The organism is Variovorax sp. GW821-FHT10C12 (genome assembly GCF_059415405.1).
On the sequence record NZ_JBWKNE010000001.1, the window covers coordinates 2,318,737 to 2,335,561 of the forward strand.

Genomic DNA, 16,825 nt, shown 5'->3' on the forward strand with positions numbered 1-16,825 from the left:
TGCTGCGCGCCGCCTGCGCGCCCCCCTTACAGCTGCCCGCCGCTCAACATCGGCCCGATCATCCGGATCACGCGGATCGCCGCCGGCGTGAGGATCACCAGCGAGATGCACGGGAAGATGCACAGCACCAGCGGCAGCAGCATCTTGGTCGGCACCTTCGCGGCCAGCTCCTCGGCGCGCACCTGGCGCTTGTGGCGCAGGTCGTCCGAAAACACACGCAGCGACTCTCCGATGCTGGTACCGAAGCGGTCCGCCTGGGTCAGCATGGTGGCGAAGGTGCTTATTTCTTCCACGCCCGTGCGCAGCGCCAGGTTGCGCAGCGACTTCTCGCGCGTGCCGCCGGCGCGCATTTCCAGGTTGGTCCAGTGCAGTTCCTGCGCGAGCGCCTGGCTCTTGATCTTGATTTCCTCGGTGACCTTGGCCAGCCCCGCGTCCAGCCCGAGCCCCGCCTCCACGCACACCAGCATGAGGTCGGCGGCGTCGGGGAAGTTCTCGAAGATCTCGCGGCGCCGCGCGCGGATGCGCAGGCGCAGCACCAGGTTGGGCAGGTAGCAGCCGGCCAGCGCAGCCAGCGCAAGCCACAGCAGCATCGTCATGCCGCCCTCCGACCCCGTCGCTTGCAACATGAGGAACGCGACGGCCGCGAAGCCCAGCGGCAGCAGCGTCTTCAGGCCGAAGTACACGAGGTACGCATCCGGATGACGGATGCCGGCGTTCAGGAAGCGCACGCGCAGCGGCGACAGGTCGGCGTCGCCGGTCGGCGACGACAGCTGCGCGAACGGCCCGACCAGCTTGACGGCCGTCTCGGTCCAGGCCGACTTGCCTGACGACGGCGCCACCGCCTGCAGCCGCTGCGCGGTGCGCGTCGGGGACAGCCACGCCGCCAGGCCGATGACCGCCAGCGACACGGACAGAAAAACCAGGATGGGGAACAGCATGGCCATGGCGCTTCTCCTTCAGACGTGGATCTTCACGATCTTGCGCAGGAGCACGATGCCCACCAGCATCAGCACCAGCATGTAGCGCAGCACCGTCTGGCCGATCGGGTCGGTCCACAGCGGCGCCATGAATTCGGGATTGAAGATGTTCATGAGCGCCGCCAGGGCGAACGGCATGACGCCCAGGATCCAGGCCGACAGCCGCCCTTCGGACGACAGCACCCGCACCCGCGCGAGCAGCTTGAAGCGCTCGCGGATGAGCCGGCTCAGGTTGCCCAGCACCTCCGTCAGGTTGCCGCCCGAGTCGCGCTGGATCAGCACCGACACCACGAAGTAGCGCAGGTCGGTGAGCGGCACGCGCTCGCTGAGGTTGGTCAACGCCTGCTGCAACGAAACGCCGAAATTCACCTCGTCGGCCACCAGGCGGAACTCGCTGGCGATCGGCTCGGGCATTTCCTCGCCGATCATCTGCACACCGCTGGCAAAGGAGTGGCCCGCGCGCAGGGCGCGCGTCACGAGGTCCAGCGCGTCCGGCAGCTGCTTTTCGAGGCGCTCCAGCCGGTGGCTGCGCTGATGCTGCAGGTACAGCACAGGAAGCGCCGCCGCCAGGGCCCCGGCCAGCAGCGCCAGCACCGCGGGCTGGTGTGCCAGCCACACGGCGAAGAACGCGAACACGCCGAGCGCACCGCAGGCCAGCAGGAAGCTGGACACCGTCCAGTCCAGCCCCGCCTGCAGGATGAAGCGGTCCAGCCGGTGCGCCCGCGGCAGCGCCAGCAACTGGCGCTGCATCCACGGCACGTCGCTGAGCATGCGTTCCTTGGCGAGATGCGCCTGCGGCGTGCGGTCGATCGCGGCGGACATCGCCTGCAGACGCTTCTCGATCTTGCGTGCGTCGGGCCCCTTGTAGGACCGCCACAGCAGGTAGAGCCCCTCGATCATGAGCAGCGCGGTCACGAAGACCAGCACCGTGACCGTGATCAGCGTGTCACCTCCCAGGTTGTCGAACATGGCGCGCTCCTATTCGTAGTGCTTCTCGGGATCGAAGATGCTGTCGGGCAGGTCCACGCCGTACGCGTGCAGCCGCTCCATGAACTTCGGCCGCACGCCGGTCGCGTGGAAATGGCCGCGCACCTGGCCGTCGGGCCCCATGCCCGTCTGGTGGAAGGTGAAGACCTCCTGCATGGTGACGATCTCGCCCTCCATGCCGGTGATCTCCTGGATGCTGGTGACCTTGCGCCGCCCGTCGACCAGCCGCAGCACCTGGACCACCACCGTGATCGCCGAGGCGATCTGCTGGCGCACGGTGCGGTGCGGCAGGTTCAGGTTGGCCATGCCGATCATGTTTTCCAGCCGCGCCAGCGCATCGCGCGGCGAGTTGGCGTGGATGGTGGTGAGCGAGCCTTCGTGGCCGGTGTTCATGGCCTGCAGCATGTCGACCGCCTCGGCGCCGCGCACCTCGCCGATCACGATGCGGTCGGGCCGCATGCGCAGCGCGTTGCGCACCAGCGCGCGCTGCGTGATCTCGCCCTTGCCTTCGATGTTCATCGGCCGCGTCTCCATGCGCGCGACGTGCGGCTGCTGCAGCTGGAGCTCGGCCGCGTCCTCGATGGTGATGATGCGCTCGGTCTCCGGGATGAAGCCCGAGAGAATGTTCAGCAGCGTGGTCTTCCCTGCCCCGGTGCCGCCCGAGATCAGCATGTTGACCTTGGCCTGGGCCAGGCCCTCGAGCATCTGCGCCATCGGCGGCGTGAGCGACTTGAGATCGCCCACCAGGTTGCTCATGCGCAGCGGAATCTTCGCGAAACGGCGGATCGACATCATCGGCCCGTCCAGCGCCACCGGCGCGATGACGGCGTTGACCCGCGAACCGTCGGGCAGCCGCGCATCGACCATGGGGCTGGACTCGTCGATGCGCCGCCCCACCAGCGAGACGATCTTGTCGATGATGCGCAGCAGGTGCTTCTCGTCGGTGAAGCTCACGTTGGTCAGCTCCAGCCGGCCCCGGCGCTCCACGTAGATCTGGTCCGGCGAGTTGACCAGGATGTCCGACACGGTCGGGTCGGCCATCAGCAGCTCGATGGGCCCGAAGCCCAGCATCTCGTGCTGGATGTCGCGGATCAGCGTGCGCCGCTCGATGTCGTTGAGCGCCTCGGGCTCTTCCTGCAGCAGCCGCCCGACCATGGTCGAGATTTCCTGCCGCAGCGCGTCGGGCTGCAGGGTTTCGAGCGCCGCCAGGTCGAAGCGTTCCAGCAGCTTCAGGTGCATGCGCTCCTTCAGCAGCTTGTAGGTGTCCGAGGCGAAAGGCGACGCCGTCAGCTCGACGACCGGCCCCGCCGGGCGCGCGCCGGCATCGCCGTCGATCGCATTGAGTTGGTCCCTGAATGACATGGTTGGCACCTCCGCCTGGGTATGGATGGAAATCCGCGTGGTCTCAGGCACGGCGGAACAGCCGCCCCATGAAGCCGGGCGTTGCTTCCGGCCGCGGGCTGAGCGTGTGGGCGATCTCGTCGAGGCGCTTGGCGAGCGCGCTGCCGCGCGACATCTCCGACAGCGGCACGCCGCGGTTGATGGACGCATCGACGTCCTTGCCGCCGTCCGGCACCGTCGTGAACGTCGCGCCGGGCAGCGACCGGCGCATGTCCGACAGCCCGATCTCGCCGCCGCCGGTGCTGCGGTTCACCAGCAGCTCGACCTTGCCGGGGGCGTAGCCGAGCGACTTGAACACCTGCATCAGGCGCGTCACGTTGCGGATGTGCGGCAGGCTGGTCTGCAGCACGGGAAAGATGCGTTCCGCGCGGTCGAGCACGCGCAGCGTGAGCGTGTCGATGCGCGGGCCGAGGTCGAAGATCACGAAGTCGTACTGCGCCAGCGCCACCTGCAGAATGGCATCGATGTGCTCGGCCTTGACGTCCATCGCGCGCGCCAAGTCTTCGGGCGCGGGCAGGATGCTGTAGCTGGGCGACACGCGCACCACGCTCGCCGCGAGCAGCGAAGCATCGAGGCGTCCGATGTCGCGCGCCACGTCGGCCATCGTCGAGGTCGGGCGCAGGTCGCTCACATACGACAGCGCGTCGCCGAACTGCAGGTTCAGGTCGATCAGCAGCACCGAGCGCTCCCGCGACAGCTGGTGCGCGATGTTGGTCGCGAGAAAGGTCGCGCCGCTGCCGCCCTTGCACGGCATGAACGCCACCACGCGCCCGGGGGTGTGCGCCTGCGAACCGGCCATCTTGAGCGCGATGCGGCCGACGGCCGCTTCGAGCGCGGCGGTGTCGGCGGGCGACGGCAGCACCTCGCGCACGCCCGCGCGCATCGCGTGGATCAGGAACTCGGGCGTCTGCATCGCGCACAGCAGCACCACCGCCACCGCCGGGTGCCGCAAGGTCAAGGCCTCCACCAGCGAAAGCTCCTGCGGGTCGCAGCACATGCCGTCGACCAGCAGCAGGTCGGGCGTGACCTTCTCGACGACCGCCTGCATGCGGCTCTTGCCGCCTTCGAAGAGCGAGACGGCATGGCCGCGCGGCTCCAGCACCTTGCGCATGTCCTGCAGGTGGTTCGGATTGGGGGAAACGATAGCGATCTTCATGGTCGTGTCCTGTGTGCTGCTAGGAACAGATGGCCGCGCTGTTCGGGTCCCTGCGCATGACCTCGCGCGGCAGGTACGTGGAGAACCCAGGCATGGGGATCAATGGCCCGGCGGCGCCCACGATGGGAGAAATCCACTGGTAGTTCAGGCCGGTGATGCTGACGGTGACACCCTGGCACGTGGCGGCCGTGCAGCCCGAAGGCGCCCACGTCACCGACACCGTGTTGATCTGCGGCAGCAGCGCCCGCATCCGGGCGAGCACCTGGGCCTGGTAGGCGGTGTCGTCGCACACCACCGCATACCGGGCCCCCGCGCGCGTGGCCTCCTGGGCCGCGCTCCACATGAACAGCATGCGCGAGAAGTCGACGATGCCCAGAACGAGCATCAGGAAGATGAGCAGGCCCAAGGCGAATTCGACGGTGGTCGCGCCGTTGACGTGGTGTCTCATGACGGAGCCCTCATGGTGGCGGTGATGTCGCTGAAGACGATGTTGCCGTTCGCACCGGTGAAAACGACACCCATCACCGAAGGGAACATCGAATGAAAGGAATAGCTGCTGACACGCACCGTGACCGTGGTGATGATCGGGTTGGCCCCGGCCGCCTGCCAGGTGCAGCAGCTGCCGGCGGGCACGTTCGAAAGGCTCAACCCGCGTGCCAGCGGTGTTCCGGTACCGGCGGTGTTGCCGTACACGATCAGGTTGCGCGCCTCGGCGACGTGCGTGTTGGGTGTCTGCACCGACAGGTAGCGCACCGCATCGCGGGTTGATTTGACGACCGTGTTGTACTCGTACACCGCACGGCCGAACTCGGTGGTGATGAAGGTCAGCACCAGCAGCAACGGCGTGATGAGCGCCAGCTCGATCAGTGCGGTGCCATGCTGGGTGCGATGGGACTTTTTCATGATGCTCACCTCACCAGGACCGGAACCAGCGGGCCTGCGGATCCACCGGCCAGCCCGCTCGTGGTGCAAGGGCTGGCGGCGGCTCCCGCGTTGCCGAGGAATTCGAGTTGCGTGTCGGTCATCGGAATGCTCAGCGGCTGCAGCATCAGCATGCAGAGGTAGTCGATCACGTGGTTGCCGCCATCGATGACCGGCACCGTGACGAAGCGGCGGTCCATGCCGTACTGCATGTGGCCTCCGGCCACGTTGCCGGGCGTGGCCAGCTTCTGGAAGCTGTTGAGCGACAGCCCGGTGATCGACTCGCAGCTGTTCGCGCCCTTCACCTTGGTGCCGGTGTCGGCGCAGGACGCGAAGGCGGCCCGCTTGGTCACGAAGTTCTGCGCGGTGGGGTCTGCGCCAGCGCCTGGCACGCCGGTATAGGCGTTGAACTTCGCGGGCCAGTTGAGCTGGGTGTAGGCATAGCCGGTGTAGTCGGGCCGATCCACGCTCGGATCGCCGCTGTTCTTGTAGATGCCGAAGCGATAGTTCCAGGTGTCGGCCACCGAGGTCTGCACGCCGGGGGTGCCGATCGTGTCGCCCACCCTGGCGCCACAGCGGCCGTTGAGTTCGTTTTCGGTTTCCGAGGCGCTGTTGCTGCCGTCGAGGTTGGCCCAGCCGATCTGGCCGCCCGTGGCCGCGTTCTGCGCCATGATGAGCGTCACCCATTCGCCGACGGCAAAGCCGTAGTTCGGCGCCGTGCCACCCGGCTTCGGCTTCGCCGCGACCGGAATGGGGCATGCGGTCTGTGCGCTTGCGCGGGTGGCGACTGCACTTGCCGCCACGCTGCGTGTCGCGGGGTTGCCGGCGGTATCACCCGAGAAGGCGCCGATGGCCTGCATCAGCCACATCCTGATGTTGGGCTGGCTGTGCGCGCATTGCGCGTAGACGGCCGCAGTGGGAACGCTCGTGGGCGCATAAGAAGCGTCGCGGAACGTGACTTCGGTGGCCACGATCTGGCCCTGCCCGCCCCAGGTGGCCGACTGCATGTTCACCCGATTCGCGTTGCCGGCCGTTTGGCCGGCGCTCTTGGCCCGCGAGATCGCCGAGCTCGTTTTGTCGAGCTCGCGCGCCGCGGCCAGCGCGCAACTGTCCACCGCTGTCTGCAGCTCGGTCCTGACGATGAACAAATGGCCGAGATCGAGCGCAATGCCCATGAAGCCGAGCAGGAACAACAGGAGCAGCGCAGCCGTGACGATCATTGCACCGCGCTGGCGGCGGGGGGAGCGGCGGGCTTTCATGATCGGTCCTCTTGTTGGACGATGGAGAAGGCGTTTCTGCCCTACGCGCAGCCGGAGCCGCTCAGGCAGACGACGATCCGGGCGGTGAGAGTTCCGAAATCCGCTGCGGTCACCAACGGTTGCAGCGCGAGCACCAGTGCAATGGAAACGATCGCGATGATCAGCGCGTACTCCACGACATGGGCACCGCTTTCGTCCTTCAGGGGTTTCTTGAGCATGGTGATGACCTCGGCTCTTGTGGAGAAACAGTCACATGGAAACGGGTGGAAAGGTGAAGCGAAGCGAGCCGGAGGGCCCGACCCGCTCCCCTCTCTGAACACCGCTCAGACGCAGGGACCCGGCCCGTTCAGGCACACGTTCAGGCGACCGATGAAGTTCGTGAATGGCGCCCCGCTGGCGAGCAGCTGCAGCGCAACAACCAGCGCAATGGAAACGACGGCGATGATCAGCGCGTACTCCACGACCTGAGCACCGCTTTCGTCTTTCAGGAATCTCTTGAACATGGTGATGACCTCGATTTGTGGTGAAAAAAGAGTCAGGTGGAAGCGCATGAACGCGTGGAACGAAGCGGGCCGGAGGACCGAACCCGCTCCCCTCCCTGAACGCCGCTTAGACGCAGGGCCCCGGCCCGTTCAGGCACGTGTTGACGCGACCGATGAAGTTCGTGAAGGTGGCCCCGGTGGTGAGCGCCCTCAAGGCGATGACCAGTGCGATCGAGACGACCGCGATGATCAGCGCGTACTCGACGACCTGTGCGCCTTCTTCCTCGAGCATGAAGCCGCGTGTCGATTGGCCGATGGCCTTCAGAAAGTTTTTCATGGTTCTTTCCTTTCAAGGTTTGAACAGTTGGAAATCGGGTTCGAAAAAGAGTGGTGGTGGAAAAATTTCATTGCAATTCGTCGCGTTCTCCTTTCCATGTGAAGACTCGAATGGAATGAATCCGCCTCACGCGGCCTGTCATTTCCCCGAGCCGCCGCTCTGGCTACCAATGCCGCCGCCGATGTTGATGACGTTGACCGCCGGCGGCGGCGTCTTGTAGGAGTCCTGGTACTGCACCATCGACTCGCGCGCCGCGCGGCCGTCCATGCCCATGACCGGGTCGCCGTTCTTGCCGGCGTTCGGGTTCAGCGTCATCTTCTTCTTGGCGTCCCGCACCGCTTCGCCGAAGCGCGCGTCGTAGTGGGGCGTCACGCTGGAGCAGCCGGTCGCCAGAAGGCATGCAAGCGCAAGGGTGGTGGATCTGATGAACATGGCGTGTGCTCCTCACGGGGTTTCGCTGGCCGGGGCGGCCGGGGCCGGGGTGCTGCTTTCGAGGGCCCCGTTGAGGTAGACCTCGGCGCGGCTGGGCGGGACGTGGTTGTCGGTCGGCACGCGCGGCGACTGGGCCAGCGGACGCACCAGGCGTGGCGTGATGACGAACATCAGCTCTGTCTGTTCGTTCTGGAACTCGGTGCTGCGGAACAGCGCGCCCATCACCGGCACCTCGCCAAGGCCTGGGAAACGCTTGATGGACTCTGTCGCGTTGCTCTTGATGAGCCCGGCGATGACGAAGCTCTGGCCGTCGTTGAGCTGCACCGTGGTGTCGGCGCGCCGCACGGTGAGCGACGGCAGCACGGCGGTGACGCCTCCGACCGTGGTGAACGGCGAACCGGTCTGCGACAGGTCCGACACCTCGGACACCATCTTGAGGTTGATGCGGTCGCCGTTGAGCACCGTCGGGGTGAACTTGACCCCGATGCCGAACTCCTTCTCTTCCAGCGTGATGTTCGTCCCGCTGCCGGTAGCGGCGCTCTGCGCCACGGGGATGAAGATCTTGCCGCCCGACAGGAAGCTGGCCTGCTGGCCGCTGATGGCCATGATGTTGGGCTCGGCAAGAATGCGCACCAGCCCGTCGTCCTTCTGACCGTCGATGCTCACGGCGGTGCGGCCGATGCGCAGCGCCTGGACCAGCCCTCCGCCCGCGCTCAGGAAGTTGGAGACCAGCGAGTAGTTGTTCAGCCCTCCGTTGCCCGTGCGCGCCAGGCCGACGCGCGCGCCCAGCCGGTCGAGCAGGGTCTTGCTGACCTCGGCGATCTTCACTTCGAGCATCACCTGCTGGGACGTCCCGACGCGCAGCAGGTTCACCACCTTCTTGCCTTCGGCGCCGTAGGCCGAGGCCAGGTTCATCACGTCGTCGAGCTTCAACGCGTCGCTGACTTCGCCGGTGAGCACGATGGAACGCTCGGCGCTGCGCACGCGGATGCCGCGCTCTTCGGGCATCAGCTCCGCCAGCTTGGACTGCAGCGCCCCGGGGTCGATGGTGACGATCACGTCCTTGATGTGGCAGGTGCCGTCGGCACTCTGGAGCACGACATTCATCGAGCCGGCCTGGCGGCCACGGAAGAACAGGTCGGTCGGGCTCAGCAGCGTGACCTCGATGTCGCCGACGCCGTCGCTGCGGGCCGCAGGGGGCGCCGCCGCGGGCGCCGCGCCCTGCGGGGCGGCCACCGGCGCGGGCGCCGGGCTCTGGGGCTGCGGCTGGCCGCTGACCACGATGCGCACCGCGCGCGCCTTCAACGGAATGACCACCGACTTGCCGAGCACGGCGTAGGTCGGCTCGTCGTCCGGAATGATGGCGGTGCACCGCCGGCTGCCGGATGCATTGCCGCTGGCCGCGGTGGCCGCGGGCCGTGCCGCGGCGGGCGTGGCGGCTGCAGCGGCTGCAGTGGCGGCGGGCATGGCGGCCGTGACCGGGGCGGTTGCCACGACCTCCGCAGCCAGGGCGGGTGTCGCCACGGTCGCGAGGGTCGCCAGCAAACGGGCGATGGTGGTGGTGGTGAATGGACGCACTTGGTGTTCCTCCTGACGGACGGATCAGAAACAGGTGACCGAACGCGAGGCGCTCTGGATCACCTCCACGCATTCGGAAGACCGCGGGGCGGCGGGCGCTGCCCGTTGCACACGCGGGCGGGCCGGTGCCGCGGTGGAGACCGGCACGATGTCCTTCTTCTCGCCGAACAGCTGCCCCTTGGTGATGCCCAGGGTGGCGACCGTGGTCTTGTCCATCTGGTTGCGCAGCACGAGCGACAGGGTGCCCACGCTGCGTGCCAGGTCGAGCTTCTCGGAGTCTTCGAGCGAGAGTTCGAGCGTCACCGCGCTCACGACCTTCGGCTTGGTGTCGTCGCGGTTGGCCTCCTGGGCCACGGCCAGCACCAGCACCTGCTCGAGCACGGTCTTGCTGATCTGCAGCGCGTCTTCGCCGCGCCCCTTTTCCTGCTGGGCATTGACCATCACGTCGACGTAGTTGCCTGGCAGCGCGAAGCCCGCCACGCCGACCACGTCATTGACGCGCACCGTCATGGCCCGCTTGCCGCTGGCGATCACCGCCGACAGCCCGCCCTGCGTGCCCACCGGCGCCAGCTTGCCCTCCATGAGCGCTTCACCGCGCAGCACGCCGACCTTCACCACGCGGTCGTTCAGCGCCTTGATGTCGCTGAATGCGCCGTTCGGTATCGAGCCGCTGGGCCAGTCGACCGTGGACAGCATCTGCGCATTGACGCGGCTGCCCAGGTCGATGTCGACGGCGGCCACGACCACCTTGTTGGACGCGATGCCGCTTTGCCGCGAGATCCAGCCGGTCGCGTAGACCGCGGCCGCCAGCCCGAACAGCAGGGCCAGAAAGATCAGCCCGATCGCCTTGATGTTCTTCATACGAACCTCCGCCAGGGGTGAAACATGTAGGAGCTAGACAAAGCCCAGCTGGTGCGCCAGCACTTGGACCACCGTGCCCGCCGCGATGCACAGGCCGTAGGGCAACTTGCCCACGGACTGGCTCGCCTGCAGGCGCCCGTCGGGCCGCACGCCCGCCATACCGGAAATGAGCATCCCCTGCGCCGCGGTCTTGACGTTGCCCAGCATGTGGACCAGGCGGCGGCGATGGATCGCGAAGGCCAGCGCTGCAACGCCGCCCGCAATGAAAGTGAAGAGCACGGCCATCAGCGTCTGCTGGGGCCCGAGGAAGGCCCCGGTCATGGCCATCAGCTTGACGTCGCCCGCGCCCATGATCCCGAGCGCATAGAAGGGCAGCATCGCGGCGAAGCCCACGCCCAGGCCACCGAATGCACTCGCCGCGCCCGACGACGGCGTGCGTGCCGCCATCGTGACGTAGATGAGGGCGAAGCACGCGCCGCCGAAAGTCAGCCAGTTGGGAATGCGGTAGGAGCGCCAGTCGCTGACCGCCGCCACGCCGAGCAGCGCGAAGAGCGCCAGCATGCGGATGTCGGTCGCCAGCATCGCGAGCAGTTCGAGGACAGCGTTGAATTCCTGCATGGCGCGCTCCCCGTGTTCAGGCGCTGCGCCGCAGGGCGAGCAGCAGCAGAAGCACCACGACCATCACCAGCGCACCGATCAGCGCGAACTCCATGAACGACATGCCGGCGTCTTCGCGCAGCAGGCTCAGGGCGGTTCTCGGCAGGACTTCGAGCGGTTCCATGCGGCGTCCCCGGTGGTGGTGACCGGCCGAAACCGCTGGCCTTCCCGACGTGGGAAGAAGCGTTCGGCATGGGGATGACTGTAGGAATCGCACCGCTTTCGCACATGAGCGGAGCGCCCTTTTCTGAGGGGGTCAGGTGCCCCGCGGCGGCGCGGGGGCGTGCATGACAAAACGACTACCCGACAGGGCGGGCGAAAGGGCGGGCGAAAGCGCAGGCGCGCCTCAGATCACCTGTGCGTCGCGCAGTGCCGCGAGCTGCGCCTCGCCCAGGCCCAGTTCGCCATACACCTCGCCGTTGTGCTGCCCCGTGCGCGGTCCCGTGGCGGCCGGCCGCACGCCTTCGCGCCCCACGAAGCGCGGCACGGCCGCCGGTGCCGGCACGGTGCCGAACTGTTCGTCGGGCACATCGATGAAGGCGCCGCGTGCCTGCATGTGCGGGTCGGCCCGCAGGTCGGCGATCGAATACACCTTGCTGTAGGGCACGTCCTCGCGGTCCAGCCGCACGGCCAGGTCCGCGAACGGCAGGCTCGCGCACCAGTCGGCCAGGATGCGGTCCAGCGCCTCGAGGTGGCGCAGGCGCGCGGCGTTGTCGGCAAAGCGCGCGTCGGTGAGCAGGTCGTCGCGGCCGATCGCACGGCAGATGCGCGCGAAGATCGGCCCGCCCGTGCCCACCAGCGTGAACCACACGCCGTCGGCCGCGCGAAACACGTTGGACGGCGCGGTGTAGGTGGCGCGCGAGCCGGTGCGCTCGCGCACCACGCCGCCGATGCGGTGTTCGGCCGCCAGCGGATCGAGCAGGCGCGACATCGCCTCGGTGGCCGACAGGTCGATCTCGGCGCCGCGCTGCCGATCGCGCGGCAATGCATTGCGCTCGGCCAGCGCGGTGCTGATGGCGAAGGCGCCGAAGAGGCCCGCCACCACGTCGCCCAGCGGGTAGTTCATGTGCTGCGGCGGACCGTCGGGCTCGCCGGTCAGGTGCGTGAAGCCGCTCATCGCTTCGAAGATGCGCGCAAAGCCCGGCCGGCGCGCATACGGCCCGGTCTGGCCGAAGCCCGTGAGGCGCAGCACGATGAGCCGCGGGTTGGCCGCGTGCAGCGTGGCGATGTCCAGGCCCCAGCCGTCCAGCGTTCCGGTGCGGAAGTTTTCCACCAGCACGTCGAAGCCGGCGATGAGCCGCAGGAACAGCGCGCGGCCCTCGGGCTTGCGCACGTCCAGCGAGATGCCCTTCTTGCCGCGGTTCGCGGTCTTCCAGAACAGCGGATGGCCTTCGTGCACGGGCGTGAGCCCGCGCAGCGGATCGCCCCCGCCCGGCAGCTCGAGCTTGACGACGTCGGCGCCCATGTCGCCGCACAGCGTGGCCGAGAACGGCGCGGCGAGCACGGTCGCCATGTCCAGGATGCGCACCCCGTGCAGGGGCGCGTGGTCGGCAGGCTGGCCCATCAGTTGCCCTTCAGGTCGACGCGCTTGAGCACCGGGTCCCACAGCTTTCGGTCGGCGGCAATGCGCTGGCCGTAGGCGGGCAGCGACGGGTCGAGCGCGGCCGCGCCCAGCTTGGCCAGCTTGTCCTTCACCGCGGGCAAGGCCTTGGCCAGTGCCGCGCGCAGCGGGCGCATGACGGCATCGGGCGTGCCCTTGGGCGCGACGATGCCCACCCACAGGCCGCTGTCGAAGCCCTGCAGGCCCAGCTCGGCGAAGGTGGGCACGTCGGGCGCCGAGGGCGAGCGCGTGCGGCCGGTCTGCGCCAGGATGCGGATCTGCCCGCTGCTCATGTAGGGCAACGTGCCACCGAGGTTGTTGCACATCACCGGGATGTGGCCGGCGATCAGGTCGTTCACCGCCGGTGCGTTCCCCTTGTAGGGCACGTGCTGCATCCTGATGCCGGCCTGGTGGTTGATCATTTCGCACACCAGGTGCGACGGCGTGCTCGGGCCGGCCGAGCCGAAGGCAAGCTGCCCCGGCTTGGCCTTGTCGGCGGCGATGAGCTCGGGCAGCTTCTGGTACGGCGTCTTCGCGTTGACCGCGATCACGTTGGGCAGGTCGGCCACCAGGCCCACGGGCACGAAGTCGTCCACCGGGTTCCAGGTGAGGCCCTTGTGCACGTAGGGCAGGAAGATGTTGGTCAGGCCCGCCATGAGCAGCGTGTAGCCGTCGGGCGCGGACTTGGCCACGAGCTCGGAGCCGATGAGGCTGCCGGCGCCGGGCTTGTTCTCCACGATGACCGGCTGGCCCAGCGCATGGCCCAGCTCCAGCGCCACCTCGCGCGCCACCAGGTCGGTGCTGCCGCCGGCGGGGAAAGGCACGACCAGCTTCACGGGGCGGTCGGGGAAGGCGGCCATCGCCAGCGAGCCGGCCAGGCTGAGTACGAAGCCTGCGGTCAGGTGCAAAAGTTTCTTGGTCAAGGACGTCATCGTCAGTCTCCAGTTTCTCTGTGTGTGTTCAACGTGTCAGTGCGTGAGGAAGCGGCGCCCGAGCGTGGCGCGGTGCAGCTCGGAGGCGCCGTCGTAGATGCGGAACGGCCGCAGTTCGCGCACGATGAGGGCGATGGGCGCGTCTTCCGACATGCCCAGCGCACCGCACATCTGCGCCGCGCGGTCGGCCACGCGGTTCAGGGCCTCGGACACGAAGACCTTCGTCATCGCCGACTCGGTCTTTACCGACAGGCCCTCGTCCATGCGGCGCGCGCAGTCCAGGCTCATGAGCCGACTGGCATGCAGGTCGATGTGGCAGTCGGCCACCATCGCCTGGATCTGCTGCAGGTCGGCCAGCCGATCGCCGAAAGAGGTGCGCTCGCACACGTAGGCCTGCGCGATCTCGAGCGCGCGCCGCGCGCGGCCCATGAGCCGCAGGCAGTGCGACAGCCGCGCAGGCTCCAGCCGCTGCTGCGCCGCCACGAAGCCCGATCCCACCTCGCCCAGCACCGCGTCGGCGCCCACGCGGCAGGCGATGAAGCGCAGCTCGCCATGGCCGCCGACGGCGAAGGGGTCGATGGCGCGGATGGCGCGCGCCAGCGAAAGGCCCGGGTGGTCCATGTCCACGATGAACTGCGTGGGTCCCTCGTCCGTCTGCGCCAGCACGATGCAGAAGGCCGCGCCCACCGCGCCGGTGATGAACCACTTGTGGCCGTCGATGACCCAGCCGTCTCTCGCGCGCCGCGCGGTGGTGCGCAGCATCGACGGGTCGGAACCCGCGCCGGGCGCCGGCTCGGTCATCGCGAAGCACGAGCGGATGCGGCCCTCAGCCAAGGGCCGCAGGTAGCGCTGCTGTTGCGCGGGCGTGCCCTGGCGCAGCAGGCTGATCATGTTGGGCTGGTCGGGCGCCGCGCAGTTCAACGCGGCCGGGCCCAGGTAGCTTCGGCCGGCCTCCTCGAAAACCGCCGCGCGTTCGACCCACGACAGGCCCAGCCCGCCCTCCTCCACCGGCATCTGCGGCAGGTACAGGCCCCGCTCGCGCGCGACCGGGCGCAGCTGCGACAGCGCGGCGTCCATCGCCCGCGGGTCGTGCACATGGGCATTCGATTCGAGCGGGATGCAATGCCGCTCGACGAAATCGCGCACCCGTGCCACGAGGTCCGTGCGCACGTTCATCGCGCACCCGCCTCGCGCAGCGCCAGCTTGGCGATGTTGAGCTGGTGGATCTGGCTCGTGCCCTCGTACAGGCGGAACAGGCGCACGTCGCGGTAGTAGCGCTCGATGGGGCTGAAGTCGGCCACGTAGCCCGAGCCGCCGAACATCTGCACCGCGCGATCGGCCACGCGGCCGCACATCTCCGATGCGAAGTACTTGCACATCGAAGCCGACATCGCCACGTCTTCGCCGCGATCGCGTGCGCGTGCCGCCTCGAGGATCATCGAACGCGCTGCGTAGATCTCGGTGCGGCTGTCGGCGATCATGGCCTGCACCAGCTGGAAGTCGGCCACCGCCTGGCCGAACTGATGGCGGCTGCTGGTGTGCGCCATGGCCAGGTCCAGCATGCGGATGGCCGGGCCCGTGCACAGCGCCGCCAGGTGCAGACGCTGCTTGTTGAGCACCTTCATCACCGTCTGGAAGCCCATGCCCTCGCGCCCGCCGATGAGCTGGTCGGCGTGCACGCGGCATTCGTCGAAGTGCACGTCCGACACGAACGAGCCGGCCTGGCCCATCATGCGGTAGGGCGCGCCTGTGGTCAGGCCCGGCCCGCGCTCGACCAGGAACGCCGACACGCCCTTGCTGCCCTTCGAGCCGTCTTCGGTGCGGGCGATGACCGTGAACACATCGGCCACCGGAGCGTTGGTGATGAAGCGCTTGCTGCCGTTGAGCACGTAGTGGTCGCCCTCGCGGCGCGCCGTGGTCTGCACGTTGCTCGCCTCCGAGCCTGCCTCGGGCTCCGTGAGCGCCAGGCAGCCGGTGAGTTCGCCCGTCGCCATGCGCGGCAGCCAGCGCTGCTTCTGTGCCTCGGTGCCGTCGGCCACCAGCGCTTCGGAGCCGATGCCCGTGTTGGTGCCCACGCGGGCGCGCAGCGCCACCGACGACTGCGACAGCTCCATCGCGCACAGCACCAGCTCTTCGGTCGTGAGGCCCAGGCCGCCGTAGGCCTCGGGAATGCTCCAGCCGAAGTAGCCCTTGCGCCGCAGTTCGTCGACCACGTCGGGCGGGATATCGTTGTCGCGGCTGACCTGGTCTTCCAGCGGATGCCAGCGTTCGCGAACGAAGGCGCGGATGTCGGCCCGCAGGGCCTCGAAGTGGGGGGTGTCTCGGATCATGGTGGCCGCGACTGTAGGAAGCAGGTCCACAATCACCGGCACTGAATTTCAATTATTGAAACTGCGATTCACACCCATGCCCCGCCCCACCCAGAATCGACGCCAGCCCATGAAGGACTCCGACGACCTGCGCCGGGTGCGGGACGAAGACCCGTACTTTGCCGGCACCCTGGCCAAAGGCCTGCTCATCCTGCAGACCTTTGTGAGCGATCCGCGCGCGCATGCCAACAGCGAGTTCGCCACCAAGCTGGGCCTGCCGCGCCCCACCGTCTCGCGCCTGTGCCGCACCCTGCTGGCCATGGGTTTCCTGGACCACGACGAACGCCTGGACCGCTACTTCATCGGCCCGGCCGCCGTGGCGCTGTGCTACCCCTACGTCATCAACACGCCCCTGCTCGCCATGCTGCGCCCGGCCATGCAGCAGCTGGCCGACCGCATCGAGGGCGCGGTGTCGGTCGGCGTGACCAACGACCTCGACGTGGTCTACCTGGAAACGTGTGCCCACGAAGGCGGCACCTTGAAGCGCCCCGGCGTGGGCGCCGTGCGCGGCATCGTCGAAACCGCGATGGGCCGTGCGTGGCTGGCGCAGTTGCCTGCGGGCGAGCGCCAGGAGTTCCTGGCCCGCGTGAAGCGCGAGCGGCCCGAAGAGCACGCACGTTGTCTCGAAGGCGTGCGCGAGAGCGTCGCGAACTACGCCAAGCGCGGCTTCGCGATCAACCTCGGCGATTCAGGCTTCGGCGTGCTTGCCGCAGGCGCGGCGGCGCGTGTTCGCTACGGGCCGCGCCGGCTGCTGTTCAACTGCGCGGTGCCGGGGTTTCACTGGAAGAAGGCGCAGCTGCTGGACACCATCGGGCCGGGGCTGGTGCAGCTGGTGGGGGCGGCGGATCGGCAGTCGGGGTTGCGGTGAAGCGATGT

General features: G+C 68.2%; 20 protein-coding genes. 1 reads left to right on the plus strand and 19 read right to left on the minus strand.

Annotation, left to right across the window (positions count from 1 at the left end):
* Nucleotides 1-26: 26 nt before the first annotated feature.
* The 19 genes from AC07OH_RS11005 to AC07OH_RS11095 all read right to left on the minus strand — a co-directional run bounded on the left by AC07OH_RS11005 (nucleotide 27) and on the right by AC07OH_RS11095 (nucleotide 15,910).
* Nucleotides 27-944 carry a type II secretion system F family protein gene (locus AC07OH_RS11005; RefSeq protein ID WP_495300634.1) on the minus strand — a complete coding sequence of 306 codons (918 nt, stop codon included), beginning with the start codon at nucleotides 942-944 and terminating at the stop codon, nucleotides 27-29.
* Nucleotides 945-956: 12 nt separating this feature from the next.
* Nucleotides 957-1,946 carry a type II secretion system F family protein gene (locus AC07OH_RS11010; protein ID WP_495300635.1) on the minus strand — a complete coding sequence of 330 codons (990 nt, stop codon included), beginning with the start codon at nucleotides 1,944-1,946 and terminating at the stop codon, nucleotides 957-959.
* Nucleotides 1,947-1,955: 9 nt separating this feature from the next.
* Entirely contained in the window at nucleotides 1,956-3,326 is a 1,371-nt protein-coding gene (locus tag AC07OH_RS11015; protein WP_495300636.1) for a TadA family conjugal transfer-associated ATPase, read from the minus strand.
* A gap of 43 nt (nucleotides 3,327-3,369) precedes the next feature.
* Complete coding sequence (locus tag AC07OH_RS11020) at nucleotides 3,370-4,521, minus strand: CpaE/TadZ family protein (protein WP_495300637.1); 1,152 nt, start codon at nucleotides 4,519-4,521, stop codon at nucleotides 3,370-3,372.
* Between the two features lie 19 nt (nucleotides 4,522-4,540).
* The gene (locus AC07OH_RS11025) at nucleotides 4,541-4,969 is read right to left on the minus strand and encodes a TadE/TadG family type IV pilus assembly protein (RefSeq protein WP_495300638.1); all 429 of its coding nucleotides are present in this window, start codon (nucleotides 4,967-4,969) and stop codon (nucleotides 4,541-4,543) included.
* Nucleotides 4,966-5,424, minus strand: coding sequence for a TadE/TadG family type IV pilus assembly protein (locus tag AC07OH_RS11030; protein ID WP_495300639.1), 459 nt, complete (start codon nucleotides 5,422-5,424; stop codon nucleotides 4,966-4,968). Before AC07OH_RS11030 ends, AC07OH_RS11025 begins: the two co-directional genes overlap by 4 nt.
* A 5-nt stretch (nucleotides 5,425-5,429) precedes the next feature.
* Nucleotides 5,430-6,701, minus strand: a complete 1,272-nt coding sequence (locus AC07OH_RS11035) for a pilus assembly protein TadG-related protein (RefSeq protein WP_495300640.1) — start codon at nucleotides 6,699-6,701, stop codon at nucleotides 5,430-5,432.
* Nucleotides 6,702-6,742: 41 nt separating this feature from the next.
* Nucleotides 6,743-6,919: a Flp family type IVb pilin gene (locus AC07OH_RS11040; protein ID WP_495300641.1), complete on the minus strand. Its 177-nt coding sequence runs from the start codon at nucleotides 6,917-6,919 to the stop codon at nucleotides 6,743-6,745.
* 105 nt (nucleotides 6,920-7,024) lie between these two features.
* A complete protein-coding gene (locus AC07OH_RS11045; RefSeq protein WP_495300974.1) occupies nucleotides 7,025-7,204 on the minus strand; it encodes a Flp family type IVb pilin in 180 nt (59 codons plus the stop codon).
* A gap of 106 nt (nucleotides 7,205-7,310) precedes the next feature.
* The gene (locus AC07OH_RS11050) at nucleotides 7,311-7,520 is read right to left on the minus strand and encodes a Flp family type IVb pilin (protein WP_495300642.1); all 210 of its coding nucleotides are present in this window, start codon (nucleotides 7,518-7,520) and stop codon (nucleotides 7,311-7,313) included.
* 138 nt (nucleotides 7,521-7,658) lie between these two features.
* Complete coding sequence (locus AC07OH_RS11055; protein ID WP_495300643.1) at nucleotides 7,659-7,952, minus strand: hypothetical protein; 294 nt, start codon at nucleotides 7,950-7,952, stop codon at nucleotides 7,659-7,661.
* A 12-nt stretch (nucleotides 7,953-7,964) separates the two neighbouring features.
* Complete coding sequence (locus AC07OH_RS11060) at nucleotides 7,965-9,419, minus strand: type II and III secretion system protein family protein (protein ID WP_495300975.1); 1,455 nt, start codon at nucleotides 9,417-9,419, stop codon at nucleotides 7,965-7,967.
* A gap of 135 nt (nucleotides 9,420-9,554) precedes the next feature.
* Nucleotides 9,555-10,391, minus strand: coding sequence for a Flp pilus assembly protein CpaB (cpaB, locus tag AC07OH_RS11065; protein ID WP_495300644.1), 837 nt, complete (start codon nucleotides 10,389-10,391; stop codon nucleotides 9,555-9,557).
* Nucleotides 10,392-10,424: 33 nt separating this feature from the next.
* The gene (locus AC07OH_RS11070) at nucleotides 10,425-11,009 is read right to left on the minus strand and encodes an A24 family peptidase (protein WP_495300645.1); all 585 of its coding nucleotides are present in this window, start codon (nucleotides 11,007-11,009) and stop codon (nucleotides 10,425-10,427) included.
* Between the two features lie 16 nt (nucleotides 11,010-11,025).
* Nucleotides 11,026-11,172 (minus strand): hypothetical protein, encoded by a 147-nt coding sequence (locus AC07OH_RS11075; protein ID WP_180288527.1) that lies wholly within the window; start codon nucleotides 11,170-11,172, stop codon nucleotides 11,026-11,028.
* Between the two features lie 222 nt (nucleotides 11,173-11,394).
* Nucleotides 11,395-12,612: a CaiB/BaiF CoA transferase family protein gene (locus AC07OH_RS11080; protein ID WP_495300646.1), complete on the minus strand. Its 1,218-nt coding sequence runs from the start codon at nucleotides 12,610-12,612 to the stop codon at nucleotides 11,395-11,397.
* On the minus strand, nucleotides 12,612-13,580 hold the full coding sequence (locus tag AC07OH_RS11085; protein ID WP_495300647.1) for a Bug family tripartite tricarboxylate transporter substrate binding protein: 969 nt from the start codon (nucleotides 13,578-13,580) through the stop codon (nucleotides 12,612-12,614). The genes AC07OH_RS11080 and AC07OH_RS11085 overlap by 1 nt, the downstream gene beginning before the upstream one ends.
* Nucleotides 13,581-13,616: 36 nt before the next feature.
* Nucleotides 13,617-14,756, minus strand: coding sequence for an acyl-CoA dehydrogenase family protein (locus tag AC07OH_RS11090; RefSeq protein ID WP_495300648.1), 1,140 nt, complete (start codon nucleotides 14,754-14,756; stop codon nucleotides 13,617-13,619).
* The gene (locus AC07OH_RS11095; protein ID WP_495300649.1) at nucleotides 14,753-15,910 is read right to left on the minus strand and encodes an acyl-CoA dehydrogenase family protein; all 1,158 of its coding nucleotides are present in this window, start codon (nucleotides 15,908-15,910) and stop codon (nucleotides 14,753-14,755) included. The genes AC07OH_RS11090 and AC07OH_RS11095 overlap by 4 nt, the downstream gene beginning before the upstream one ends.
* 76 nt (nucleotides 15,911-15,986) lie before the next feature.
* On the opposite strand from AC07OH_RS11095, the gene AC07OH_RS11100 reads away from it, so the two are divergent.
* On the plus strand, nucleotides 15,987-16,817 hold the full coding sequence (locus tag AC07OH_RS11100) for an IclR family transcriptional regulator (RefSeq protein ID WP_492676519.1): 831 nt from the start codon (nucleotides 15,987-15,989) through the stop codon (nucleotides 16,815-16,817).
* Nucleotides 16,818-16,825: the final 8 nt, after the last annotated feature.